Here is a 24,501-nt window from a genome sequence, read left to right as displayed (position 1 = left end):
ACATTTTTGCCCGGAACTTACTTCCAGCCAATGTCGTCATCTATTCGTAAATCCATCTCTTCAGACGCATTGACCCGCCTGGCTCAAGCCGTGGCGGTGGCTGTGTCCGCGACTCTGGCGGGCTGCCAATCGACAAATTACGCTGCACAATCCACCGTGCAACCCAAACCGAATCTTGCTGCCAAGATCAAGCAAAAACCCGTTATCTGGCTCTCAGAGAAGCCTGCCCCGGAAGTGCCCCAGGATGTCTGGGAACGCATGCGCCGGGGCTTTCAATTGCAGGACGGCGTCGGCGTCAACCCGCGCATCGAGCAACAGCGCCTGTGGTTCGCCAGCAACCCGTCCTTCCTGGAGAACGCCGGCGAACGCGGCAGCCTCTACATTCACTACATCGTCGAACGCCTTGAAGAACGCAACATGCCCCTGGAGCTGGCGCTGCTGCCAGTGATCGAAAGTGCCTACAACCCAATGGCCTATTCGCGCAGCGATGCGGTCGGCTTGTGGCAATTCATCCCCTCCACCGGGCGCTACTTCAACCTGCGCCAGACCCGTGCCTACGACGGTCGTCGCGACATCACCGCCTCCACCACCGCTGCCCTGGACTATCTGACCCGTCTGCACGATATGTTCAACGGCGACTGGCTGCTGGCCCTCGCCGCGTATAACGCCGGCGAAGGCACGGTGAGCCGGGCCATCGAGCGCAACGAAAAGCTCGGTTTGCCCACCGACTACTGGAACCTGCCGCTGCCCCAGGAAACCAAGGACTACGTGCCCAAGTTCCTGGCGCTGTCCCAGGTGGTGCTGGCGCCCGAAGCCTACGGCGTGAACCTGAACCCGATTGCCAACCAGCCGTACTTCGAAGTGGTTGAAGTCAAGCAAAGCATGGACCTGTCCCGGGTCGCCGCGCTGGCCGAGATCGACGAAGACGAACTGTTCCAGCTCAACCCGGCCCTGAAGCAACGCACCACCCTGGATGGCCCCCAGCACCTGCTGGTGCCAACCTCCAAGGCGCAATTGCTGACCAGCACCCTTTCGACGATGAAGCCGGAAGAGCTGCTGAGCATGCGCCCGAAAAAGCCGGTGTTCGACGAAGTTGAAACCAAGGCCGTTGCCGGGCGCAGCCGCAGCTACAAGGTGCGCAGTGGCGACAACCTGACGCTGATCGCCAAGGCCAACAAGGTCGATGTGCATGACCTGCAACGCTGGAACAAGCTCAATGGCCAGCAGCTCAAGGTCGGCCAGACCCTGGTGATGCAGGACACACGCAAGCTCGCGGCCAGCAAGAAACCCGTGCAATACAAGGTGCAGAAAGGCGACTCGCTGTACATCGTCGCCAAGCGTTTCAACGTCGAGATGCAACATCTCAAGCGCTGGAACCCGCGCACTGGCCAGGCTTTGAAGCCTGGGCAGATGCTGGTGGTTTCCGGGCCGCGTTAAACCTGCCTACTGACTCTGTGAACGCTGGCTTGTGTGGGAGCTGGCTTGCCTGCGATGGCATCGACTCGGTGCTTCAGATATACCGAGGTGAAGCCATCGCAGGCAAGCCAGCTCCCACATTTGCTTTTCCCATGGTTCAAGCCCCTCGCCCTCCTTGCCAACCACCTTTTTCCAACCGGAACAAGCTGTTACTGTACCGATCATAAAGCCCAAGCCGCCTGGATCGGATCTCTGACTTGAAGCGTCCCCTCCTTCTACTAATAAGTCTGGCCTTGAGCTTTACCGCGAACGCGACCATTACCGAGAGCCACGGTTATACGCAGTTCGGCGTGCTCAAGTACCCGGCCAAATTCACCCACTTCGATTGGGTAAACCCTGCAGCGCCGAAAGGCGGGACCTTGCGGGTCATGGCATTTGGCACCTTCGACACGCTCAACCCCTACACCTTCAAGGGCTCCAGCCCGGTTTCCACGCCCAATTTCCTGCAATACGGCGTCAATGAGCTGAACGAGCCGTTGATGGTCGGTACTGGCCAATACGCGCCATCCGGTGATGAACCCACCTCCAGCTACGGCCTGATCGCGCAGTCGGTGGAGTACAGCGAGGACCGCAGCTGGGTAGTGTTCAACCTGCGCCCGGAAGCGCGCTTCCATGATGGCAAGCCGATCACCGCCTATGACGTGGCCTTCTCCTATCGCACCCTGCTGACCGAAGGCCACCCGCAGTACCGCACCAACCTGCAAGAGGTGGCACGGGTCGACGTGCTCAACCGCCACCGCATCCGCTTTGTGTTCAAGCGTGCCGGCAACCCGCTGCTGATCCTGCGCCTGGGCGAATTGCCGGTGCTGCCCCAGCACTACTGGAAAGACCGCGACTTCAAGGCGACCACCTTCGAACCACCACTGGGCAGCGGGCCGTACCGCGTGACCAAGGTCAGCCCAGGCCGGCAACTGGTGTTCGAACGGGTCAAGGATTATTGGGGCAAGGACCTGCCGGTCAACCAGGGTTTCTATAACTACGACAAGGTCGAGGTGGAGTTCTACCGCGACAGCGACGTGGCCTTCGAAGCCTTCAAGGCCGGTGAATTCGACATCTACATCGAGCACCAGGCGAAGAACTGGGCGACCGGCTACAACTTCCCGGCGGTCAACCGTGGCGATGTGATCAAGGCGCAAATCGCCCACCAGATCCCCACGCAAAGCCAAGGCCTGTTCATGAACACGCGCCGGCCCACGTTCAGCCAGACCAAGGTGCGCGAAGCCCTGGGGCTGATGTTCGATTTTGAATGGACCAACCGCACCCTGTTCAGCAGCGCCTATAAACGCACCCTCAGCTACTACCCCAACAGCGAATTCTCCGCGACCGGCGTACCGCTGGGCCATGAGTGGCTGCTGCTCTCGCCGTACCGCGACCAGTTGCCAGCCAACCTGTTCACCCAGCCCTTCAGCCTGCCGCAAACCGACGGCCGTGGCATCCCGCGCGACACGATGCGCCGCGCCCTGGCCCTGCTCGGCGAGGCCGGCTGGAAGCTGTCGGGCCAGCGCCTGCTCAACAGCGACGGGCAACCGCTGCGCTTCGAAATCCTGCTGGTCAACCCGAACCTGGAGCGCATCCTGCAGCCCTATGTCGAGAACCTGATCAGTATCGGCATCGACGCACGCCTGCGCACGGTTGACCGTGCCCAGTACAAGCAGCGCCTGGATCAATTCGACTACGACATGATCCTGATCACCCTCAACCAGACCCTGAGCCCCGGCCTTGAGCAGTGGCAGTACTTCCACTCCAGTCAGGCCGCGATCAAGGGCAGCAAGAACTACGCAGGCATCGCCAACCCGATTGTCGACCACCTGCTGGAACAACTGCTCGCGGCGCAGACCCGCGACGCCCAACTGGCCGCCGGCCGCGCCCTGGACCGGGTGCTGTTGTGGCAGCACTACAGCATTCCCAACTGGTACCTCAACTATCATCGCTTGGCGTACCGCAACCGGTTCGCCTTTGTCACCACGCCGCCCTACAGCCTGGGCCTGAGCGCATGGTGGCTGAAAGCTTCGGAGAAAGCCCAATGACGTATGTGCGCAACGCATTGATCGCCAGCCTTCTGCTGTGCAACCTGGCCCACGCCGCCCCGCAACATGCGCTGACGCTTTACAACGAACCGCCGAAATACCCCGCCAACTTCAAGCACACCGACTACGTCAACCCCGACGCCCCCAAGGGCGGCACCTTCCGCGAATCCAGCCTGACCGGCTTTGACAGCTTCAACCCGTTTATCAGCAAAGGCGTGCCCGCCGACAATATCGGCCTGATCTACGACACCCTCGCCACCCAAAGCCTCGACGAACCCTTCACCGAATACGGCCTGGTGGCCGGCAAGATCGAAAAGGCCCCGGACAACAGCTGGGTGCGCTTCTACCTGCGCCCCGAAGCGCGTTTCCACGACGGCCACCCGATGCGCGCCGACGACGTGGTGTTCAGCTTCGAGACGCTGATCAAGGACGGCACCCCGCTCTATCGCACCTACTACGCCGATGTGGACGAAGTGATCGCCGAAGACCCGCTGCGCGTGCTGTTCAAGTTCAAGCGCACCAACAACCGCGAATTGCCGCTGATCCTCGGTCAATTGCCGGTATTGCCGAAACACTGGTGGGCCACGCGCGACTTCAACAAGGGCAACCTGGAATTCCCGCTGGGCAGCGGTCCCTACCAGGTGGCCGAGGTCAAGGCCGGGCGTTCGGTGCGGTACGAGCGGGTCAAGGACTATTGGGGCAAGGACCTGCCGATCAACAAGGGCCTCTACAACTTCGACCAGCGCATCACCGACTACTACCGCGACGCCACCGTGGCGCTGGAGGCGCTCAAGGCCGGCCAGTTCGACTACTGGGCCGAGTTCAGCGCGAAGAATTGGGCCAACGCCTACAACGTGCCAGCGGTGGCCGAAGGCCGCCTGGTCAAGGAAGAAATCCCGAACGGCAATCCCACCGGGATGCAGGGCTTTGTGTTCAATGTGCGCAAGCCAATGTTCGAAGACGTGCGTGTGCGCAAGGCCATCAGCCTGTTGCTGGATTTTGAGTGGAGCAACAAGCAACTGTTCAACGGTGCCTACACCCGCACCCGCAGCTACTTCGAAAACTCCGACATGGCCGCCACCGGCCTGCCCGGCCCGGACGAGTTGGCGATCCTCGAACCGCTGCGCGACAAGATCCCGCCGCAAGTCTTCAGCGAAGCCTTCGCCCCGGCCAAGACCGACGGCAGCGGCATGATCCGTGCCCAGCAGCGCGAGGCCTACCAGTTGTTGCAGGAGGCCGGCTGGAAGATCGTCGACGACAAGATGGTCGATACCACCGGCAAACCCGTGACCATCGAGTTCCTGCTGGCCCAGACCGAGTTCGAACGCATCCTGCTGCCGTTCAAGCGCAACCTCGCCGACTTGGGCATCGACCTGGTGATTCGCCGGGTCGATGTGTCCCAGTTCATCAACCGCCTGCGCTCGCGGGACTTCGACATGGTGGTGGGCAGCTTCCCGCAATCGTCGTCGCCGGGTAACGAACAGCGCGAGTTCTGGAAGTCCACCAGCGCCGACAAGCCCGGCAGCCGCAACTACATGGGCCTCAAAGACCCGGCCGTCGATCAACTGGTGGAGCAACTGATCGATTCCGATACGCGGGTCAGCCTGATCGCCCACGCCAAGGCCCTGGACCGCGTACTGCAGTTTGGCTACTACGTGATCCCCAACTGGCACATCAAGACCTTCCGCGTGGCCTATTGGAACAACCTCGGCCATCCAAAGGTTTCGCCGCTGTACGACGTCGGCATCTCCACCTGGTGGAGCAAGCCGAATGTGCAACCGCCGGTTCCCCCCCAGACGAGCGCCGACCCGGCGAGCGGAGGCGATTAAATGCTGGCCTATATCTTTCGTCGCCTGTTGCTGATCATCCCCACGCTGTTCGGGATCTTGCTGATCAATTTCATCATTATCCAGGCCGCCCCCGGTGGCCCGGTGGAGCAGATGATCGCCAAGCTCGAAGGCTTTGACGGCGCCACCAGCCGCATCGCTGGCGGCGGTGCCGAAGTGGCGGTGGCCGGTTCCAGCTACCGTGGCGCCCAGGGCCTGGACCCGGCGCTGATCAAGGAAATCGAGAAGATGTACGGCTTCGACAAGTCGGCGCCGGAACGCTTGTGGATCATGGTCAAGAACTACGCCCGCCTGGATTTCGGCGACAGCTTCTTCCGTGACGCCAAGGTCATCGACCTGATCAAGGAAAAGATGCCGGTGTCCATCTCCCTCGGGTTATGGAGCACGCTGATCATGTACCTCGTGTCGATCCCCCTCGGCATCGCCAAGGCCACGCGCCATGGCAGCCACTTCGACGTGTGGACCAGTTCGGCAATCATCGTCGGTTATGCGATCCCGGCGTTCCTGTTCGCCATCCTGCTGATCGTGGTGTTTGCCGGCGGCAGTTATTTCGACTGGTTCCCGTTGCGCGGGCTCACCTCCAACAACTTCGACGAGCTGAGTTGGGGCGGCAAGATCCTCGATTACTTCTGGCACCTGGCGCTGCCTATCACCGCGTTGGTGATCGGCAACTTCGCCACCATGACCCTGCTGACCAAGAACAGCTTTCTCGACGAGATCAACAAGCAATACGTGGTCACCGCCAAGGCCAAGGGCCTGACCAACCACCGCGTGCTCTACGGCCATGTGTTCCGCAACGCGATGCTGCTGGTGATCGCCGGCTTCCCGTCGGCCTTTATCGGTATCTTCTTCACCGGCTCGCTGCTGGTGGAAGTGATCTTCTCCCTCGACGGCCTCGGCCTGATGAGCTTTGAAGCCGCGATCAACCGCGACTACCCGGTGGTGTTCGGCACGCTGTTTATCTTCACCCTGCTGGGGCTGATCGTGAAACTGATCGGCGACCTCACCTACACCCTGGTCGATCCGCGCATCGACTTCGCCAGCCGGGAGCATTGAGATGAATCTATCCCCCCTCAATCGCCGCCGGTTCGAGCGGTTCAAGGCCAACAAACGTGGCTGGTGGTCGCTGTGGCTGTTCCTGGTCCTGTTCGTGCTCAGCCTGGGCGCGGAGTTGATCGCCAATGACAAGCCCCTGGCCGTGCACTTCGACGGCGACTGGTACTTCCCCGCGCTCAAGCGCTACCCGGAAACCACCTTTGGCGGCGAGTTCCCCCTGGAGGCCAACTACAAGAGCCCGTATATCCAGGAGCTGCTCAAGGCCAAGGACGCCTGGACCTTGTGGGCGCCCATCCCGTTCAGCTACCAGAGCATCAACTACGACCTGAAAGTACCGGCGCCCGCGCCGCCGTCCTCGGTCAACCTGCTGGGCACCGATGACCAGGGCCGCGACGTGCTCGCGCGGGTGATCTATGGCTTCCGCGTGTCGGTGCTGTTTGCCCTGACGCTCACCGTGCTCAGCTCGGTCATCGGCGTGATCGCCGGCGCCTTGCAGGGCTTTTACGGCGGCTGGGTCGACCTGGCCGGGCAGCGCTTCCTGGAAATCTGGTCCGGCTTGCCGGTGTTGTACCTGTTGATCATCCTTGCCAGCTTCGTGCAGCCCAATTTCTGGTGGCTGCTGGGGATCATGCTGCTGTTCTCGTGGATGAGCCTGGTGGACGTGGTGCGCGCCGAGTTCCTGCGCGGGCGCAACCTCGAGTACGTGCGCGCGGCACGGGCGCTGGGCATGCAGAACGGCGCGATCATGTTCCGCCATATCCTGCCCAACGCGATGGTCTCGACCATGACCTTCATGCCGTTCATCCTCACCGGCGCCATCGGCACCCTCACCGCCCTGGACTTCCTCGGCTTTGGCTTGCCGGCCGGCTCGCCGTCCCTGGGCGAGCTGGTGGCCCAGGGCAAATCCAACCTGCAAGCGCCGTGGCTGGGCATGAGTGCCTTTGCCGTGCTGGCGATCATGTTGAGCCTGCTGGTGTTTATCGGCGAGTCCGCTCGCGATGCCTTCGACCCGAGGAAATGAGATGAATCAGGACAATCTGATCGAAATCCGCGACCTCAGCGTCGAGTTTGTCACCGGCGAGCATTCCCACCGCGTGGTCAACAACGTCAGTTTCGATATCAAGCGCGGCGAAACCATCGCGCTGGTGGGCGAAAGCGGCTCGGGCAAGTCGGTGACCGCCCACTCGATCCTGCGCTTGCTGCCTTACCCGTTGGCACGCCACCCGTCCGGCACCATCGAATACGCCGGGCAAGACCTGCTGACCCTGAAAGAAAAGTCCCTGCGCCACATTCGCGGCAACCGCATTGCGATGATCTTCCAGGAGCCGATGACCTCGTTGAACCCGCTGCACTCCATCGAGAAGCAGATCAACGAAGTGCTCGGCCTGCACAAGGGTCTGCAAGGCAGGGCCGCCACCCAGCGCACCCTGGAATTGCTCGATCTGGTGGGCATCCCCGAACCCCACAAGCGCCTCAAGGCCCTGCCCCACGAATTGTCCGGCGGCCAGCGCCAGCGGGTGATGATTGCCATGGCCTTGGCCAATGAGCCGGAATTGTTGATTGCGGATGAGCCGACCACGGCCCTCGATGTCACCGTGCAATTGAAGATCCTGGAATTGCTCAAGGAATTGCAGGCGCGCCTGGGCATGGCCTTGCTGCTGATCAGCCATGACCTCAACCTGGTGCGGCGCATTGCCCATCGGGTGTGCGTGATGCAGAAAGGCTGCATCGTTGAGCAGGCAGAATGCGAAACCCTGTTCCAGGCGCCCCAGCATCCCTACACCCAGGAGCTGCTGGCGGCCGAGCCCAGCGGTGGCCCGGCGACCAATGTGGTGGGCCCGCCGTTGCTGGAAGTCGATGACTTGAAGGTCTGGTTCCCGATCAAGAAAGGCTTCCTGCGCAGCACCGTGGACTACGTCAAGGCCGTGGACGGCATCAATTTCAGCCTGCCCCAGGGGCAAACCCTGGGGATTGTCGGCGAGAGCGGCTCGGGCAAATCCACCCTGGGCCTGGCGATCCTGCGGCTGATCGGCAGCAAAGGCGGCATTCGTTTTGAAGGCCAGCAGCTGGACCAGCTCACCCAGCAACAGGTGCGCCCGCTGCGTCGGGAAATGCAGGTGGTGTTCCAGGACCCGTTTGGCAGCCTGAGCCCGCGCATGTGCGTCAGCGAGATCGTCGGCGAGGGCCTGCGCATTCACAAGATGGGCACGCCGGTGGAGCAGGAAGCGGCGATTATCGCGGCGCTCAAGGAAGTCGGCCTGGACCCGGAGTCCCGCCACCGCTACCCCCACGAATTTTCTGGCGGCCAGCGCCAACGCATCGCCATCGCCCGCGCCCTGGTGCTCAAGCCACGCCTGATCCTGCTGGATGAACCCACCTCGGCGCTGGACCGCACGGTGCAACGCCAGGTGGTGGAATTGCTGCGCAGCTTGCAGGCCAAGTACAACCTGACCTACCTGTTTATCAGCCATGATCTGGCGGTGGTGAAGGCGCTGAGTCATCAGCTGATGGTGGTGAAGCAGGGGCAGGTGGTGGAGCAAGGGGATGCGAAGGCGATCTTTGCCGACCCGCAACATCCCTACACCCGCCAACTATTGGAAGCCGCCTTCCTCGTGCCAGCCTGATACAACACAATTCAAAATGTGGGCACGGTCAATGGTGGGAGCGGGCTTGCCCGCGATTGCAGTGTGTCAGTCGATAGATTCGGCACTGACAGGACGCCATCGCGGGCAAGCCCGCTCCCACATTTGACCGTGACCGCCTCAACTGTCCAATAGCAATTCAATATCATTTGCGCGCACGCGCCCCCTTTGCTTTAATCGCGACCAATTCTTATTTACGCCAATCCTTTTTGCGCTGGATGGATATTGTGTCGACCTCTTTCACCCACCTCTACGGCACCCACCACAGCTGGCTGCTCGGCCTGTTGCGCCGGCGCCTGAATGACCGCTGGGATGCCGCCGACCTGGCCCATGACACCTTCATCCGCATCCTCAACCGCCCACCCAGCGAGACCGATCACCTGCGCCAGCGCTCCTACCTGGCCACCATCGCCCGGGGTTTGTGCATCGATCACTGGCGCCGTCGCCAACTGGAAAAAGCCTGGCTCGACAGCTTGGCCCTGCGCCCGCAAGACACGCAGCCGTCACCGGAACAGCGCGCGATCATCGTCGAGACCCTCTACGAAGTGGACGCCATGCTTGCGCGCCTGCCGAAGAATGTCAGAGAAGCCTTCCTGCTCGCCCAGCTCCACGGCCTGCGCTACCAGCAGATTGGCGAACAGCTGGGCGTGGGCGAGCGCATGGTCAAGAAATACATGGCCCAGGCCCTGCTGCACTGCGCGATCCTCGAAGCCGAACTGGACGGGATGCTGGTGCAATGACCACCCCCGGCACACTCAGCCATGCCAGCCTGGAACAGGCGGCGCAATGGTACGTGCGCTTGCAGGCCCCAGGCAGCGCCCAGGAACAGCAGCGCTGGCAGGCCTGGGTTGTGCAGAACCCCGAGCACTTGGCCGCCTGGCAGTATGTGGAGCGCGTCAGCCAACGCTTTGCGCCGCTGCTGGAGCAACCGCAAAGCGCCGGCCGGGCCTTGCGCAGTTCCCGCCGGCAAACCCTCAAGACTTTGCTGGTGCTGTGCGGCGGTTCGACACTGGCCTGGGGCGCCTGGCGCAACACCGCCCTGCCCCGGCTGGTGGGCGGTTGGAGCGCGGACTACGCCACCACCCGTGGCGAAACCCGCGATGCGTTGCTGGCCGACGGCAGCCATGTGTGGCTCAACGCATTGACCGCGCTGGATGTGCGCTTTGATACGGCGCAACGCCTGTTGCGCCTGCGCTTTGGCGAGGTGCTGATCGACACCGCGAAGGACGCCCACCGGCCGTTCCTGGTGGACACCGAACACGGTCGCCTGCAAGCGCTGGGCACGCGGTTCAGTGTGCTGCACACCGAACACCGCACCCAACTCAACGTCTTCGACGGCCGCGTGCAGGTCAGCACCCTCGACGGGCCAGTGCGTATTATCGAAGCCGGCCAGCAAGTGTGGTTTACCCGCGAACACATCGACAGTACCGCCACCGCGTCCCCCGCCCGTGAAGCCTGGAGCCACGGCGTGCTGCTGGCCGACAACCTGCCGCTGGGCCAACTGATCGCCGAACTCAACCGCTACAGCCCCGGCCACCTCGGCTGTGATCCGGCGGTGGCGCAGTTGCCGGTGATGGGTTCGTTCCCGCTCAAGGACAGCGACCACGCCTTGCACCTGCTGCAAGCCGCGCTGCCGATTCGCCTCGACAGCCCGCTCCCCTGGTGGATCACCGTCGTTCCCAAATAAAAAATCTGCACGCGCCAGTTCCCCTTTTGAACACTCGTCCGGTTAACCCTGCAGACGCTTTCAATTCGCCGTTCGATCTGATTCAAAGGGAACCCTTCATGTCGCAACCTGCTCGTTTCGCGCTGCGCCCCTTGGCGCTGGCCACCTCACTGTTTTGCCTCGGCGTCCCCACGGCGTACGCCGCCGAGCCGGACGTCACACAGCACGCCACGCGCAACTACCGCATCGCCGGCGGCTCTCTGGTCAGTGTGTTGAACAGCTTCGCCGCGCAATCGGGCATTTTCATCGCCGGCCATAACAGCCTCGCCGCCGGTAAGACCAGCCCCGGCTTGAATGGCAATTACACCGCAGCCAGCGGCTTGCAGCGCCTGTTGCAAGGTAGCGGTTTGCAGGCGCTGCCCCAAGGCAACAACGGTTACGTGCTTGAACTGATCCCGGCCAACACTGGCGCGCTGGAGTTGGGCGCCACGACGATTTCCGGCGAGCAACTGGGCGCCATCACCGAAGACAGCCATTCCTACACCACCGGGTCCATGGCCTCGGCCACCGGCCTGCCGCTGTCGATGCGCGAAACCCCGCAGTCGGTCACCGTGATCACCCGCCAGCAAATGGATGACCAAGGCTCCAACAGCATCGCCGACACCCTGCGCCGTGCCCCCGGCATCAGCGTGCAGAACTACGACAGCGAGCGCTGGGAGTTTTCCGGGCGCGGCCTGCCGATCACCAACTTCCAGTACGACGGCGTCAACTCGACCTACGACGGCGTGTACGACTACGGCACCACCAGCACCGACATGGCGGTGTACGACCACCTGGAAATCATCAAGGGTTCCGCCGGTTTGCTCAGCGGCTCCGGCGACCCGTCGGCCACGGTCAACCTGATCCGCAAAAAACCCACCGCCGCCTTCAAGGCCTCGGTCACACAGACCTTTGGCTCGTGGGACAACTACCGCACCGAAGGCGATATCTCCGGACCGCTGACCGAGTCGGGCAATGTGCGCGGGCGGTTTGTCGGCGTGTATCAGGATCGCCAGTCCTACCTGGACCACTACCAGAACGCCAAGGACATCGCCTACGGCATCCTCGAAGCGGACCTCACGCCCGACACCCTGCTGACCTTTGGCATCGACCAGCAAAACACCCGCTCCCGTGGCGCCACCTGGACCGGGTTCCCGATGTTTTTCAGCGACGGCTCGCGCACGAACTTCTCGCGCTCGTTCAACCCCGCCGCCGACTGGAGCCGCCGCGACTTCACCAACCAGACTATCTTTGCCTCCGTGCAACAGAAACTGGCCAACGACTGGTCGCTCAAAGTCAGCCTCGACCGCAAGCGCAGCCAGCATGACACCCTGCTCGCCTCCGCCAGCGGCGGCAACCCGGACCCCGTGACGGGCGACGGCATGTACATGTTCATGGGCAAGTACAAGGGCGACCAGGTGCAAAACACCCTGGACATCAACGTCAGCGGCCCCTTCGGCCTGCTGGGGCGCGAGCACGAGTTGATCCTGGGCTTTATGGCCACCCGCTCGAAACAGGATGTGCCGGTGTACGGTTCGATCTACCCCGGCGTGGGTGGCAGCATCTTCGACTGGCACGGCGAGTACGCCAAGCCGGACATCCCCCGCAGCGGCCAGAACGACATCGTGCAACGCCAGACCGGCGCGTACCTGGCCACGCGCCTGAAGCCCACCGATGACCTGTCGGTGATCCTCGGCGCACGGGTCAACAACTTCAGCGGCACCGACAGCACCGACTTCTACGACCCGACCAAAGCCGACAACCGCACCACCTATCGGCAGAGCGGCGTAGTCACGCCGTACGCCGGCCTGGTCTACGACCTCGACGACACCTGGTCGGCCTACACCAGCTACACCCAGATCTACCGCCCGCAAACCAGCAAGGACGCCGACCGCAAGCTGCTCGATCCGGTGGAAGGCGACACCTACGAGGCGGGCCTCAAGGCCGCGTTCTACGATGGCCGCCTGAACGCCAGTTTCGCCGTGTTCCGCATCGAACAGGACAACGTCGCCCAATACGTTTCCGGGTTTGATACCGACTCGGTATACCGCGCAATTGCCGGCGCCACCACCAAGGGCTTTGAAGCCGAGCTGTCGGGCGAAGTGCTGGACGGCTGGAACGTCTCGGCCGGCTACACCTACCAGCACACCCGCGATGCCGATGACGGCTACGTGTACAGCTCGGTACTGCAAACCACCACGCCGCAGCAGGTGGTGCGCCTGTTCAGTTCCTATCGCCTGCCCGGCGCCCTGGACAACGTCACCGTGGGCGGCGGCGTGAACTGGCAGAGCGCGTTCTTTGGCAACGTGTTCCAGCCCGACCCGAGTGACAGCGTCAACGGCGGCGACTACGCGCGCATCACCCAGGACAGCTACTACCTGGTGGACTTGATGGCCCGCTACCGTTTCAACGAGCACCTGAGCACCACGCTGAACGTGAAGAACCTGTTCGATAAAAAGTACTACACGGGCCTGGGCAATTTCGGCACCGGTTTCTACGGCGAGCCGCGCAGCCTGCAATTGGCCACGCGCTGGGACTTCTAACGCCTACAGCCGTAGCTGAGAGCCGCCACGGCATCCGCTGAACCGCCTGCTGTCAGCCTGCACCCCATTGACGCAAACATGGGGTTTACGCCACGACAGGAGGCTGTCCCATGGATGGACCACGCATTAGCAAACGCTCCCCCGATGATTTTTCCAGCCCGTCAGCCAGCACCCGCTATTCGGCCCTGGTGCTGAGCCTGCGCGACGACCTGCCCAAGCAAGGCGACAAGGAGCTGATCGACCAACTGCTGATCGCACTGAACACCCCACCCGACCAGGCGCTTCCCGCCCCAACCCACCCCACCATCGTGTCCGAGTTGTCGCTGCTGGGGCAGTGGGCCGAAGTGTTTCGCAAGGCCTTCAATCAGTCAGAGCTGCTGGACTGGGCGGACCGCCGGCGCCTGGATTTCACCACGCTACGCATCCACAACGGCACCCTTGAAGGCAAAGTGCTCGGCCAGCGCACCCTCTACCGTTTTACCCTCGCCGACGCCTCAGGGTGGTGGAAGGTGTCCAGCGTGCTGGTGTTCGTCAGCCAACTGCTGGACCCGGCCGAACTGGGCATGGCGTACGTTGGCGAGCGCATCGACAACATCGCGCGCACCCTGCCCCTGGATCGGGTCCTGGCCTTCTACGGCTATCCCATCCCCGAAAACCGCCTGCAAGCGCAATTGATGATTGACGAGCTGCAGACCGCCCAAGCCTTTCCCGCAATCGATGAGGCGGGCAAAAGCCGCTCGCTGATCCATGCAGAACGCACCCAGCAGCGACTCGACTACCAACAGCTGGCCGACGCGCTGCAAGCCCTGGGTCGATTCGACAGCCTCGCGCTGTTTCGTACCCGCCTGCACCTGACGTCAGACTCACTGCTGGCGCGCACGCTGAAGGAAGCCGCCCAGCGGCTGAAGGTGATCGTCGAAGACAACATCGTCGAGGGCCTGCAAGCGGCGACCGCGGAGTATTACTACGATCACCTCAAACAGGTGGTCCAAGTGCTACCCAGGCGTGAAGCGGGGGAAATCCGCAGCCGCGAACTGCGCCCGAAAACACCCCATACCCGTTGGGAGATCCTGAGCCGGCTCGCCACCAAGCTGGGCACGGACATCTACCCCCGATCACAGCCTGAGCATCGCCGCGTGTTTGAAGGCGTACAACATTGAACGCCCCCTCACCCAAACAGCGCTGGCGAGCCTGGTCGTACGCCTGCGGCAATGGCCGATGCCGCCGGTGCCCACGCTCTTCGCCGACGCACGCAGCCTGCGCGAGCGCTTTGACTACAGCCTGCACGCGGGTTTTCTCAATGACCGCCACGCCATGCGCAAGGGGGCTGTACAACGCCATCAGCCACGGCACCTTGAAAGGCCCCCGGGGGCTGGATGCGATTATCACGGTCGACGAAGATGACGTCCCCACGACCCTGGCGCCGGGCCGCCAGGCCCTGCAAACCCTTGCGAGCCAGCCGGAGTTTGTCGCGATACGCCAAAAGCTGCACATCGACCCCGACAGCCACATTTTGCTCAATGTGGACACCGGCCTCGCCGGCCGAAACCTGGAGGGCGAGTGGGTCTCATTGACCACCGAGGTATTGGCCGACAAAAAACTCAGCGCCATGCTGCGCAAGTTGCTGCCGCTGGCCATCCGTTCAGGCGGGCAACTGCGCACCAACGACGCGGTCAGCCTGCGCCAGGCGCTGCTGCTGTACGGGCACAAGTTGCCGGCCACCCTGGAGGACGCACGCCTCGCCGCACAACGCCTGACGATCACCGTGCCGTTGCGCTTGAAAGAAAACGACTACTGGCGCGCCCTCTCGCCGGCCCTGGAGGCGCAACCGATTGCCTGGACCTTGTCCGATACCGACCGGCAACGGGCAATTACCGTCAGTCGCACGTGGCTTCCCGAAGATGAACCCCATCTGTTCGGCTACCTCGCCCAACCGGTGCTGGAAGGCAAGTCACCGGTGGATATCCGCGCCGAGGCCGACCTGCTGATGATCCGCCTGATCGCGTCGCCACGGGCCCAGCAACTGGCCGCCAAACTGTCCTCGGACCTGCAACGGCACGGCGTCGATGCGATCGAGACCAGCGGCCACGCGAGCCGCAGTGCGTTGGTATGGGCTGCACTGATTCTGAGCCTGGACCCGGACATCGATACCCAACCTGCGCGTATCAATCGCCTGGACTGGACCGGCACGTTCTTCTGGGGAGAGTCGGCGGCCTTCGTCCGCCAGCAGTTGGAAAACAGCTTCACACGCCTCGACCCTGGCCAGGCCGCCCTGGCCACGCACTTGATGTTCTGTGGCCGCGCGCCACACCTGCTGGTGCGTGAGATACCCGACTCGCTGCCCTACCTGGCGACCCAGACATGGGCACTGTTCCAGCAATACACAATCTACCTGGAAGAGCGGATGCCCGGCGCGGCGCGCCAGTTTTCCTACGCCGAGATCATGTACCTGGCCCATCTGCCACCCGATGGCAAGTGGGCCCGCTTTCTGCAAGCCCCCCTGACCGCCCCGGCTATCCAGGCGTGGGCCGTGACCAACGGCCTGTTGCCGCGCCAACAACGCTACAGTGTCGAACAGACGAATGCCGCGATTGCCGCGCTCAACGCCTTGCGCGCACGGTTGCGCACCGCCATGGAGGCCTTTGCCGCTCCGTTACCGGGCCGGCGCGCCCTGGCCCTGCAAGCCCTGGAAAAGGTCTACCCGCAGACCCCGTTGCTGGATGAGCTGATACTGATTGAGCTACCGGAAGACTCGGAAATTTCCGAGGACCGCTGGCCCGACGACGCCCCTCAGGGCAATCTATATTCCTTCGTGGACCTGTATATGGCCAATGAGCTGCAGGTGACGACGCAGCGCTGGCACTCCAGCGACAAACGCATCAAGTACCGCGAACTGGCGCCGCGCTTCGACCAGTTGAACGCCTTCAGTTCGCTGTTTGCGCAAACCTTCAACGAGCACCTGCTCCGCCTGCAGACCGCCTTGACCGACTACCTGCTGGATGCCTTGCCGGGGCTGACATTGCCCTGGCGCGAGGCGCTGGAGTTCGGCAAGGTGGAATTTTTTGCCCTGCGCGACGGCAGCGGAGCTGTCGGGACCTTCGGCCTGATCGTCTGCGCCAGCTTCTACCGCGACCGCCGTGTGTATGAATGCTTCCCCAAGCACCTGCTGATTCGCGCGCGTCATGACCTGGATTACGACACGCTGGTAGCGGCGGCGGATTCGCCCGATCAGGCTGTCTCCAGCCTGGCGCTCGATTGGCCGGCTTATGCCTCGGGCGTCCAACCCATCGACGTGAGCGCTGTGAGCCATGCCCCCGGCGTCCGCATCCGCCGCCTCGACGATCTGCTGCCCGCCGTCGGGACCTTGCCGGAAGCGGACGCCGACGGCCACCGTATTCCACGCAGCCTGGACTCACCGCGCTCCCGTGCCGTGGTGAAAATCATCGTCGAGCGCCACTACCTGCAAGGCGCCGCCAAACTGAAGGAAAGCGCGGCGCAGGTACAGACGCTGGAACAGGTCAGTCGCGACGAAGACCCTTGGGCCGAGTACCTGCGCGAGGTCATACTCGCCACCCACTGAAGCCTTGAACAACGGCCGGTTATAGATGAGTCTACGCACTGGTTCTTTTGGAGCACTGCGCCATGTCCTCGCCCGCAAGCCCGGCGGCCCCCTGTTTCTGGCGTGATGCGGCGCTGCCGTTTATCGAGGCGCGCACCATCGCCGACGGACGCAAGGTCACCTATACCCGGCACGCCCATGAGCATTTTTCCATCGGCGCGGTGACCCACGGGCGCAGCTACTACCACTATGGTGTCGAGACGTTTGAGATCAGCGCCGGCACGGTGGTGCTGATGAACCCCGGCGATGTGCACGCGTGCAACCCGATCCAGAATGAGCACTGGTCCTATCAGATGCTGTACCTCGATACGCCCTGGCTGACCGACCTGCAGTACCAGTTGGGTTTCAGTACCGATCAGGGCTACCGAGCGTTCAGTACGCCCTACACCCGTGATCCGGTGCTGTACGACGGCCTGCTCGAACTGTACGCGATCCTGGTGGACGAGCATGCCGAACACCTGCATAAACAGAGCGCGCTGGTGAGTTACTTCAGTGAAGTCCAACAGCGCCTCAACCCCGCCGAAGCGCCGTTGCGCGAGGTCAACCACAAGCTGGAACGGGCCGCCGAATACATCCGCGCGCAGTGCACCCAAGCCTTGAAACTGGAGGACATCTGCCTCGCCGCCGAGCTGTCGCCGTCTTACCTGATCCGCGCGTTCAAGCAGTACTACGGGTTCACGCCCCACGCTTTTCTGGTGAACCAGCGCATCCAGTTTGCCCGCACGCAACTGCGCCAGGGCGAGTTGATCGCCGATGTGGCCCTGGCCGCAGGGTTTGCCGACCAGGCGCATTTCCAACGGGCCTTCAAACAGCATTTCGCCGCGACGCCCGGGCAGTACCGCGACGTGCTCAAGCCATCAGCAAATAACCCACACTGGCCACCAGCAACGCGGCCATTGAGCGGTTGAACACACGCACACCCTGAGGGTTATCCAGGTAGCGACGCAGGAAGGTGCCGGCATAGGCCCAGCACGCCACTGACAGGTAGCAGATCACCAGATAGAGCGCCGCAAACAGCCACACCTGGCGCGCGTCGCCATCTGCGACAAACAAGCCCATCCCGGCCACACACGCCAGCCAGGCCTTGGGGTTGAGCCATTGCATGATCGCGCCATAGAGCATCGAGGGTGCCGTGGCGCGGCCCTCGGCATTGAGCCGGCCATCGTCCATCGCCAGCTTCCAGGCCATGTACAGCAGGAAGGCGACCCCGCCCCACTGGATCAACTGCGTCAACAGCGGCCAACGCACCAGTACTTCATGCAGCCCCAAGCCGATCAACACCAGCAGCAAGGTAAAACCCGCAGCGGCGCCAAACACGTGTTTCTGGCTGGCGGCGAAACCGAAGCGCGCCCCGGTACTCAGGGCGACCACGTTGACCGGTCCCGGCGTGATAGAGGTGGCCAGGGCGAAGGCGGCCATGGAGATGATCAAGCTCATTGCGATTCCCTTTTTGTCATGACGCAGAAGATGGCGTCACGGTAAAGGGCGCGTCACGGGCGGTATTGCACAAAATGCCCCTCGGGGCATTCACGTCTAAGGCGCTGGCACCTGGGTGACGATATCGTCGAGACCTAGTACCCGGCCATCCTCGGACAGGATCTCAACCTTGCGCAACGGTTTGAGCGAGCGCGCATCCAGTAGCCGCGTACCGCCCCACTCAGGTTCGGTGTGGGCCTCGCCCCATTGCGCCAGGGTCACCAGTACCGGCATCAGCGCACGGCCCTTGTCGGTCAGCTGGTACTCGCTGCGCGCGCCGACTTCAAGGGTTTGCAGCAAGCCTTGCTCGACCATGTCCTTGAGCCGCGTGGCCAGAATATTTTTGGCCACGCCCAGGTGCTTCTGAAAATCACCGAAACGCGTCACGCCGGCAAACGCGTCGCGGATTATCAGCAACGTCCACCAGTCGCCCACCACGTCCAGGGCGCGAGCCACCGGGCAGCCATCGCCTTCCAGGCATTTGCGTTTCATTGTCGGGCCTCCGGCCGTCGGGAAAATATGGTTGCATTATAGGACCAGTACGCTCAGGATAAAAACGGTTTCATCATTAAACCTAATTCGCAGCGTGGAGTTCAGCATGGACATTCGTGGAAAAGTGGTACTGGTCACCGGCGCCAATCGTGGCCTGGGCAAAGCGTTCGTCACTGCGCTGCTCGAAGCCGGCGCGGCCAAGGTCTACGCCGGCGCGCGCAACCCTGCCAGCGTGGACATTCCAGGCAGCACGCCGATCGCCCTGGACATCACCGACGCCGCCAGCGTGCAGCACGCCGCGCAGCAGTGCCGCGACGTCAGCGTGGTGATCAACAACGCGGGCTTTCTCCAGTACGGCTCGTTGCTGGCCGAAGACAGTGTCGAGAACCTGCAGCAGCACTTTGACGTGAACACCTTTGGCACCTTGCGCGTAAGCCGCGCGTTCGCACCGATCCTTGCCGGCCAGGGCGGCGGCGCGCTGATCAACGTCCTCTCGGTACTGAGCTGGCTGAGCCCGCCGGGGACGGGTGGCTACAGCACGTCCAAGTCCGCCCAGTGGGGCTTGACCAACGGCCTGCGCGGCGAGTTGCGCGCACAGGGCACCCTGGTCATCGGCGTGCACCCCGCCTACATCGACACCGACATGGTCGCCGAGGTGCAGGCGCCGAAAAGCACGCCCCAGGAAGTGGTCGCACTGACCCTGCAAGCCCTGGCCGAGGACCGCGAAGAAGTGCTGGTCAGCGACACCAGTCACGGGGTGAAGGCATCGCTGTCCACCGACAGCCCGGTGTACCTCAGCCATTGATCAAGGACACGTGCGTGCCCACCCCGGCACGCACGCCTTCGGCCACTGCCAACGCCACGGAACCGGCGGCGAGGGACGCATCGCCACAGGCAAACACGCCGGGGACGGAGGTCTGGCGGGTTTCGTTGGTGTCCACATAAGGGCCCGTGGGGCCATCGAGCCTTGCGCAGCCCAACTGTTCGACCAGCGGGCTGATTCGCGTGCGCGGCAGCGTGAACAGGCCATCCAGGCTGAAAACCCGGCCGTCTTCCAGCTCCACATCGGCACGCTCACCGCTGATGCGGCGCACCGCGCCACTTTCCCGGTTGACGCCACGCCGCGCCAACTGCTCCCGTTGCTCGGCATCCGGGGTGAACATGCCGTTGGTGAACAACGTGGTCGGCCCCCAATCCGGCAGCATCAGCGCGTGATGCATTGCCAGCGCGGAGCTGGCCAATACGCCGATGCGCCCTTGTTCCAGCTCATAACCATGACAGTAGGGGCAATGGAACACCCGCGAGCCCCAGCGCTCCTGCAGGCCCTCGACAGCGGGCAGCTCGTCCACCACACCGGTCGCGAGGATCAGGCGGCGGGCGTCAAATTCGCCGTTGCATTGGGTGCTGACGCGAAACCCGTCCGCCTGGCCATGGGCCTTGAGTACGCTGTCCTGCACCCAGCTCACTGTCGGGTACTCCATCAGTTGGCTGCGCCCCTCGGCGGCGATAAGGTCGGGCGCCTGGCCGTCCTGGCCGAGAAAACCATGGGAAGTCGCGGCAAACCGGTTGCGTCGCTGCCCCGCATCGATCACCAGCACCTTGCGCCGCGCCCTTGCCAGTTGCAGGCCCGCAGACAGGCCGGCATAACTGCCGCCCACGATAATGACGTCATACAGCATGATGGGTGCCTCCGTGTTTTTCTGCGCCAGGGGGTCCTTGCGCTATCACGGCACACCATAAGTTACATGAAAATACAGCGTCAAAAGTCTCGCAACTTTTTAGGTTACGAACGATACTTCGCAGCGAATCGACCCTGAGGTTTTTTGATGAGAAACGACACCCGGCTTTCGCGCATGCTGCACGTGCTGATCCATATGGGCCGCCATGAAGAACGCGCGACCTCGGAGACCATCGCACAGATGCTCGGCACCAACCCGGTGGTCGTGCGGCGCACGCTCGGGTTGCTCAAGGAGAAGGGTTATGTACGCTCGGAAAAGGGCCACCAGGGCGGCTGGACGCTGGGCAAACCCTTGAGTGAAATCACCTTGCTGGATATTCACCGCGCCCTGGGCACACCGTCGATCTTTGCCATCGGCCTGTCCACCGACCACCCGGAATGCCTGGTGGAACAGGCGGTGAACGCCGCCCTGACCGACGCCTTCGAACAGGCCCAGGCCCTGCTGTTGCAGCGCCTGGGCGATGTCAGCCTGGCGCAGTTGGCCGAGGACTTCGATGAGCGCTATCGTGTAGCAATGCTGCCTTAGCGCTGGGCCGGAATGCGGATATCGCCCTCGCGGCAGGTGCTCTTCACGCTGCGCGGGCAGCCGGCGAACGCCAGGTCCTTGGTCAGGCACACGCGCACTTCCGACAACACCTTGCCCTTGCAGATCACCGCCAGGCCATGGTTGCCCATGCGCGGGTTGCTCTCGCGAAACAGCGCCTCGATCTCACGGGCCGGCAACGCAGGCGGGGTATTGAACGGCTGCAGCTGCGGCGGGATAACGACCACGCCGAGCGCCTCGTCGGTCTTGTCCAGGTAGTCCAACGGCGCAAGCCCGGAACAGGTGCCATGCTTGGCCCATTCATGCTTGAGCAGCGCACGGGTCGGGAACAGCGCCGCGCCCTTGTTCATTTCCTCGCGGGTCAACCGTGCCTGCGGGGCACATGATGCCGGCCAGCCACCCCGCGCGTACTGCGGCCACAAACCGTGCAGCACAAAACCATAGCCTTTGCCCGAACACTGCTCGTTGTCCGGGTGCGTCAGGCAAAACGTCGGTGACCACGACAGCGACAGCACATAAAAATCAAACTCCCCCGGCGTCCCTTGGCTACGCGGGGCGGCGGCTGCACTTGTGGCCATGACCAGCCACAACACCATCCAGTATTTCATTTGTCGGCTTCCTTGAAAAAACTCACCCTATTGCGCCTACCCGGGATGATGGGGGTTACGTTGTAGCACCTTGTCGAGGATCCGGTCGGTCTTCAACGCCTCGATGGCCAACGACGGATGCTCCGCCTCACCGCGGATATGCGCGTTCATGCCCTGCACGTGATGCCACTGGATATGGGCATGACAAGGCACCTCAAGCACCTCGTTTGTCTCGCCTGCAAGCCGCAACGGTTGCTCGTCGAACACTGAAAACTCGATACGGCCGCGGCTGCCAATCAACTCGACACGATCTTCACGGCGGTCCGCGACGAAATTCCAGCAGCCCATGCCCAGTGCACCCGAGGCGAAACGCCAGCTGGCGGTCACTGCATCTTCGGCGGCGTAACGACCCTCCTGGCGCGACGTAAAGCCGGCCACTTCAATGATGTCCCCCGCCAGATACTGGAACAGGTCGAAGCCATGGCTCGCCAGGTCGGCAAAATAGCCACCACCGGCAATCGTCGGGTCAGTGCGCCAGTTGGCTGCGCTGGCATCTTCGGCGGCAGGCGGTTTGCACAGGGTCCAGGTCAGGTGGCGCAACTCGCCGATGCGCCCTTCCCGCAGCCAATCCCGCACCTGCTGGAAACGCGGCAGCGAGCGGCGGTAGTAGGCGACGAACAGATGCAAGCCGGCGCGCTCGAAGGTGCGTTGCATCAGCGCACTTTGCTCGGCATTCATCGACATGGGTTTCTCGACACAGCAATGCTTGCCGGCCGCCGCCACCATCAGGCTGTACTCAAGGTGGCTGGCGGGCGGCGTGGCGATGTACACCGCGTCCACTTCAGGGTCGTTGATCAGCGCGTGGGCGTCGGTGTAGAAGCGGGCAATGCCATGGCGTGCGGCGTAATCGCGCACGACCTCTTCACGACGCCCCATGACAGCCACCAAGGCTGAACCGGGCACTTTGTAGAAAGCGGGACCACTCTTCAACTCGGTGACGCTGCCACAACCGATCATGCCCCAACGGACGGTGTTCATCTGTTTACCTTGTGCGTTTTCATCAAGGGCGCAGTATCCACATCCCCCGAGGCCCACGCCACAAGCGCGTAACCTGACAATCACCGCGTGCAGAAGCGCAACCCTCGCGCCCCCTGTACCTCCCGTGTTGGAGCCCCGAGGGTGAATATCGGACTGCAAAACCTTGTAATGAAATAGTCGACTGCTAGCACCCGTTTCCGTCACCTGCAGCCTTCATTTTCGCCCTGTCTTGGCCTGCCCGCGCACATACAACGCTTCCACGAGCTGCTGGCGCTCATCCTGGGGCAACGTAGTGGCGAACTGTGCCAGCGTCGTGTCCACCAGCGCGCGCAAGGCCATATCGGCTGCGCGGGCCTTGGCCAACTCAGCCACCAATACGTCACGGTCCAGTGTCGGCGCCTGCAGTTGCTGGATCACCCCAAGCCGGGCTTCGCGTCCGGCCATGATCAACGGCTGGCTGTCGGCGCGATTGTGCCGCAACAGGTAGCGCAGTTCCCTGCGGCGATCAGGCGGCAACTTGAACATCGCCTGGCGCAAGCCATGCTGGTTGACCATGGCTTCGACGGGTTTGGCCGTCGCCATCCAATGGTAGAGACCACCGCCCACGCCACCGATCAAAAACACGTTGAGCAACACCGATACCGCCAACCACGGTTTAAGGGACTTGGTCGTCATTGTTCGGTTTCCTCGGCGTTAACGCTAAACACCACTTCCGCATCCCCCTGATCGAAGACGCTGGGCAGCACTTCGGAGGACAGCATCGGCAGCGGCACGCTCATCGAAGCCACCAACCCCGGCGGCGATGCCGGCAATGCCCACGCCCACCAGGCCGGCGGGTGATAGCCAACTGGCATGCCGCGACAGAAATGACGCCCGTCGCGGTGCGGATTGGCGAATCTGCCGGACCAGCACCGGATCGGTCTGTAGCACGGCGTGCCCCGTCCAGTTGCGTATCCAGCCCAGCGGCCTCGTGCAAGGCCTGGCGGGCGCTGGGGTTGCCGCTGTCGAGCAGGGCCTGGGCTGGCGCCTGTTCAGCGTGAGGCCAGCGATGCAGGCTGGCTCCATAAGCATCAGCCAAATAGGCGAATCGTTCGGGCGTCATGGTTTTTCCCTTCCTGGGCGGGCAAGCCCTGGTGTGTCGGCAAGTCTATTGCGCAACTGGCGACGAGCCCGCGACAGCAGACTCTCCAGTGCCTCGACGCTGATCTCCATCAAGGCCGCGGCGTCGATGTTCGACAGCTCCTGGTAATACTGCAACACGATGGCTTCGCGCTGGCGCTCGGGCAATGCGGCCAACGCAGCCGCCATCCGCGCGCTGCGGTCAGCGGCTTCAAGGTGTTCGTCGGGCGACGGCGCGGTGTCGGCCAGTTGCAGCGCCTCATCTTCGTGCAGCGGGCGCTCCTTGCGCCGGCGCAAACGGTCCCGGCACAGGTTCAGCGCCACCCGGTGCAACCAGGTATCAAAGCGCGCCTCCCCGGCGCGCCAGTTGGCCGCCTGGCGCCAGATCCGCAGGAAACTCTCCTGGGCCACGTCCCTGGCCTCGTCGGCATCCCCCAGGATCCGACTGGCGAGCGCCAGCAAACGCGGGAGTTTGCGCGTCACCATTTCGTTGACGGCCGCAGGCTCGTTGTTGCCGATACGCGCCAGCAGCTCAACGTCCGGATCAGTGTCTTTCAATCGGCTAATTCTCGGTCCGCAGGCTAAGTAGCAG

The 24,501-nt window shown here is 63.0% G+C and carries 21 protein-coding genes and 1 pseudogene; 14 read left to right on the top strand and 8 right to left on the bottom strand.

Annotated features, from left to right (window positions below):
* The first annotated feature begins 30 nt into the window (after positions 1 to 30).
* The 12 genes from PSH87_RS11985 (at position 31) to PSH87_RS11930 (ending at position 17,823) form a co-directional block, all read left to right on the top strand.
* Positions 31 to 1,437, top strand: a complete 1,407-nt coding sequence (locus tag PSH87_RS11985; RefSeq protein WP_026137021.1) for a transglycosylase SLT domain-containing protein — start codon at positions 31 to 33, stop codon at positions 1,435 to 1,437.
* 236 nt (positions 1,438 to 1,673) lie between these two features.
* A complete protein-coding gene (locus PSH87_RS11980) occupies positions 1,674 to 3,503 on the top strand; it encodes an extracellular solute-binding protein (RefSeq protein ID WP_305433785.1) in 1,830 nt (609 codons plus the stop codon).
* On the top strand, positions 3,500 to 5,332 hold the full coding sequence (locus PSH87_RS11975; protein WP_305433783.1) for an extracellular solute-binding protein: 1,833 nt from the start codon (positions 3,500 to 3,502) through the stop codon (positions 5,330 to 5,332). Before PSH87_RS11980 ends, PSH87_RS11975 begins: the two co-directional genes overlap by 4 nt.
* Positions 5,333 to 6,406 carry a microcin C ABC transporter permease YejB gene (locus PSH87_RS11970; protein ID WP_017738566.1) on the top strand — a complete coding sequence of 358 codons (1,074 nt, stop codon included), beginning with the start codon at positions 5,333 to 5,335 and terminating at the stop codon, positions 6,404 to 6,406.
* A gap of 1 nt (position 6,407) precedes the next feature.
* Positions 6,408 to 7,427, top strand: a complete 1,020-nt coding sequence (locus PSH87_RS11965; protein WP_305433782.1) for an ABC transporter permease — start codon at positions 6,408 to 6,410, stop codon at positions 7,425 to 7,427.
* A 1-nt stretch (position 7,428) separates the two neighbouring features.
* Positions 7,429 to 9,030 (top strand): ABC transporter ATP-binding protein, encoded by a 1,602-nt coding sequence (locus PSH87_RS11960; protein ID WP_017738564.1) that lies wholly within the window; start codon positions 7,429 to 7,431, stop codon positions 9,028 to 9,030.
* Between the two features lie 236 nt (positions 9,031 to 9,266).
* Positions 9,267 to 9,788 carry a sigma-70 family RNA polymerase sigma factor gene (locus PSH87_RS11955; protein ID WP_017738563.1) on the top strand — a complete coding sequence of 174 codons (522 nt, stop codon included), beginning with the start codon at positions 9,267 to 9,269 and terminating at the stop codon, positions 9,786 to 9,788.
* Positions 9,785 to 10,735: a FecR domain-containing protein gene (locus PSH87_RS11950; protein WP_305433779.1), complete on the top strand. Its 951-nt coding sequence runs from the start codon at positions 9,785 to 9,787 to the stop codon at positions 10,733 to 10,735. The genes PSH87_RS11955 and PSH87_RS11950 overlap by 4 nt, the downstream gene beginning before the upstream one ends.
* 98 nt (positions 10,736 to 10,833) lie before the next feature.
* Positions 10,834 to 13,296, top strand: coding sequence for a TonB-dependent siderophore receptor (locus PSH87_RS11945; protein ID WP_305433777.1), 2,463 nt, complete (start codon positions 10,834 to 10,836; stop codon positions 13,294 to 13,296).
* Positions 13,297 to 13,406: 110 nt separating this feature from the next.
* Positions 13,407 to 14,456: a hypothetical protein gene (locus tag PSH87_RS11940; RefSeq protein WP_305433776.1), complete on the top strand. Its 1,050-nt coding sequence runs from the start codon at positions 13,407 to 13,409 to the stop codon at positions 14,454 to 14,456.
* 140 nt (positions 14,457 to 14,596) lie between these two features.
* Positions 14,597 to 16,876 carry a hypothetical protein gene (locus tag PSH87_RS11935; protein ID WP_305433774.1) on the top strand — a complete coding sequence of 760 codons (2,280 nt, stop codon included), beginning with the start codon at positions 14,597 to 14,599 and terminating at the stop codon, positions 16,874 to 16,876.
* A gap of 62 nt (positions 16,877 to 16,938) precedes the next feature.
* Positions 16,939 to 17,823 carry an AraC family transcriptional regulator gene (locus tag PSH87_RS11930; protein WP_017738559.1) on the top strand — a complete coding sequence of 295 codons (885 nt, stop codon included), beginning with the start codon at positions 16,939 to 16,941 and terminating at the stop codon, positions 17,821 to 17,823.
* Here the strand turns inward: PSH87_RS11930 and PSH87_RS11925 are convergent.
* Positions 17,765 to 18,352 carry a LysE family translocator gene (locus PSH87_RS11925; protein ID WP_017738558.1) on the bottom strand — a complete coding sequence of 196 codons (588 nt, stop codon included), beginning with the start codon at positions 18,350 to 18,352 and terminating at the stop codon, positions 17,765 to 17,767. The genes PSH87_RS11930 and PSH87_RS11925 overlap by 59 nt on opposite strands.
* 96 nt (positions 18,353 to 18,448) lie before the next feature.
* Positions 18,449 to 18,883, bottom strand: a complete 435-nt coding sequence (locus PSH87_RS11920) for a helix-turn-helix domain-containing protein (protein ID WP_017738557.1) — start codon at positions 18,881 to 18,883, stop codon at positions 18,449 to 18,451.
* A 106-nt stretch (positions 18,884 to 18,989) separates the two neighbouring features.
* Here PSH87_RS11920 and PSH87_RS11915 point away from each other — a divergent pair, with 106 nt between their 5' ends.
* Complete coding sequence (locus PSH87_RS11915; RefSeq protein WP_017738556.1) at positions 18,990 to 19,688, top strand: SDR family oxidoreductase; 699 nt, start codon at positions 18,990 to 18,992, stop codon at positions 19,686 to 19,688.
* On the opposite strand, the gene PSH87_RS11910 is transcribed toward PSH87_RS11915, so the two are convergent.
* Positions 19,678 to 20,562 (bottom strand): NAD(P)/FAD-dependent oxidoreductase, encoded by an 885-nt coding sequence (locus tag PSH87_RS11910; RefSeq protein ID WP_305433772.1) that lies wholly within the window; start codon positions 20,560 to 20,562, stop codon positions 19,678 to 19,680. The two genes, PSH87_RS11915 and PSH87_RS11910, sit on opposite strands and share 11 nt — an antisense overlap.
* 147 nt (positions 20,563 to 20,709) lie before the next feature.
* On the opposite strand from PSH87_RS11910, the gene PSH87_RS11905 reads away from it, so the two are divergent.
* Positions 20,710 to 21,147 carry an Rrf2 family transcriptional regulator gene (locus tag PSH87_RS11905; protein ID WP_026137019.1) on the top strand — a complete coding sequence of 146 codons (438 nt, stop codon included), beginning with the start codon at positions 20,710 to 20,712 and terminating at the stop codon, positions 21,145 to 21,147.
* On the opposite strand, the gene PSH87_RS11900 is transcribed toward PSH87_RS11905, so the two are convergent.
* From PSH87_RS11900 to PSH87_RS11880, 5 genes and pseudogenes are all read right to left on the bottom strand, one after another.
* Positions 21,144 to 21,773, bottom strand: coding sequence for a ribonuclease T2 (locus PSH87_RS11900; RefSeq protein ID WP_305433769.1), 630 nt, complete (start codon positions 21,771 to 21,773; stop codon positions 21,144 to 21,146). The two genes, PSH87_RS11905 and PSH87_RS11900, sit on opposite strands and share 4 nt — an antisense overlap.
* 36 nt (positions 21,774 to 21,809) lie before the next feature.
* Positions 21,810 to 22,790, bottom strand: a complete 981-nt coding sequence (locus PSH87_RS11895; protein WP_305433768.1) for a Gfo/Idh/MocA family protein — start codon at positions 22,788 to 22,790, stop codon at positions 21,810 to 21,812.
* 213 nt (positions 22,791 to 23,003) lie between these two features.
* A complete protein-coding gene (locus tag PSH87_RS11890; protein ID WP_017738551.1) occupies positions 23,004 to 23,465 on the bottom strand; it encodes a periplasmic heavy metal sensor in 462 nt (153 codons plus the stop codon).
* A pseudogene (locus tag PSH87_RS11885) lies at positions 23,462 to 23,892 on the bottom strand (hypothetical protein). The gene PSH87_RS11890 and the pseudogene PSH87_RS11885 overlap by 4 nt, the downstream one beginning before the upstream one ends.
* The gene (locus PSH87_RS11880; protein ID WP_017738549.1) at positions 23,889 to 24,467 is read right to left on the bottom strand and encodes an RNA polymerase sigma factor; all 579 of its coding nucleotides are present in this window, start codon (positions 24,465 to 24,467) and stop codon (positions 23,889 to 23,891) included. The pseudogene PSH87_RS11885 and the gene PSH87_RS11880 overlap by 4 nt, the downstream one beginning before the upstream one ends.
* Between the last annotated feature and the right edge of the window lie 34 nt (positions 24,468 to 24,501).

The sequence above is a fragment of the Pseudomonas sp. FP453 genome (assembly GCF_030687495.1).
In the GTDB taxonomy this organism is placed as follows: Bacteria; Pseudomonadota; Gammaproteobacteria; order Pseudomonadales; family Pseudomonadaceae; genus Aquipseudomonas.
This window is presented reverse-complemented; position numbering and strand designations above follow the sequence as displayed.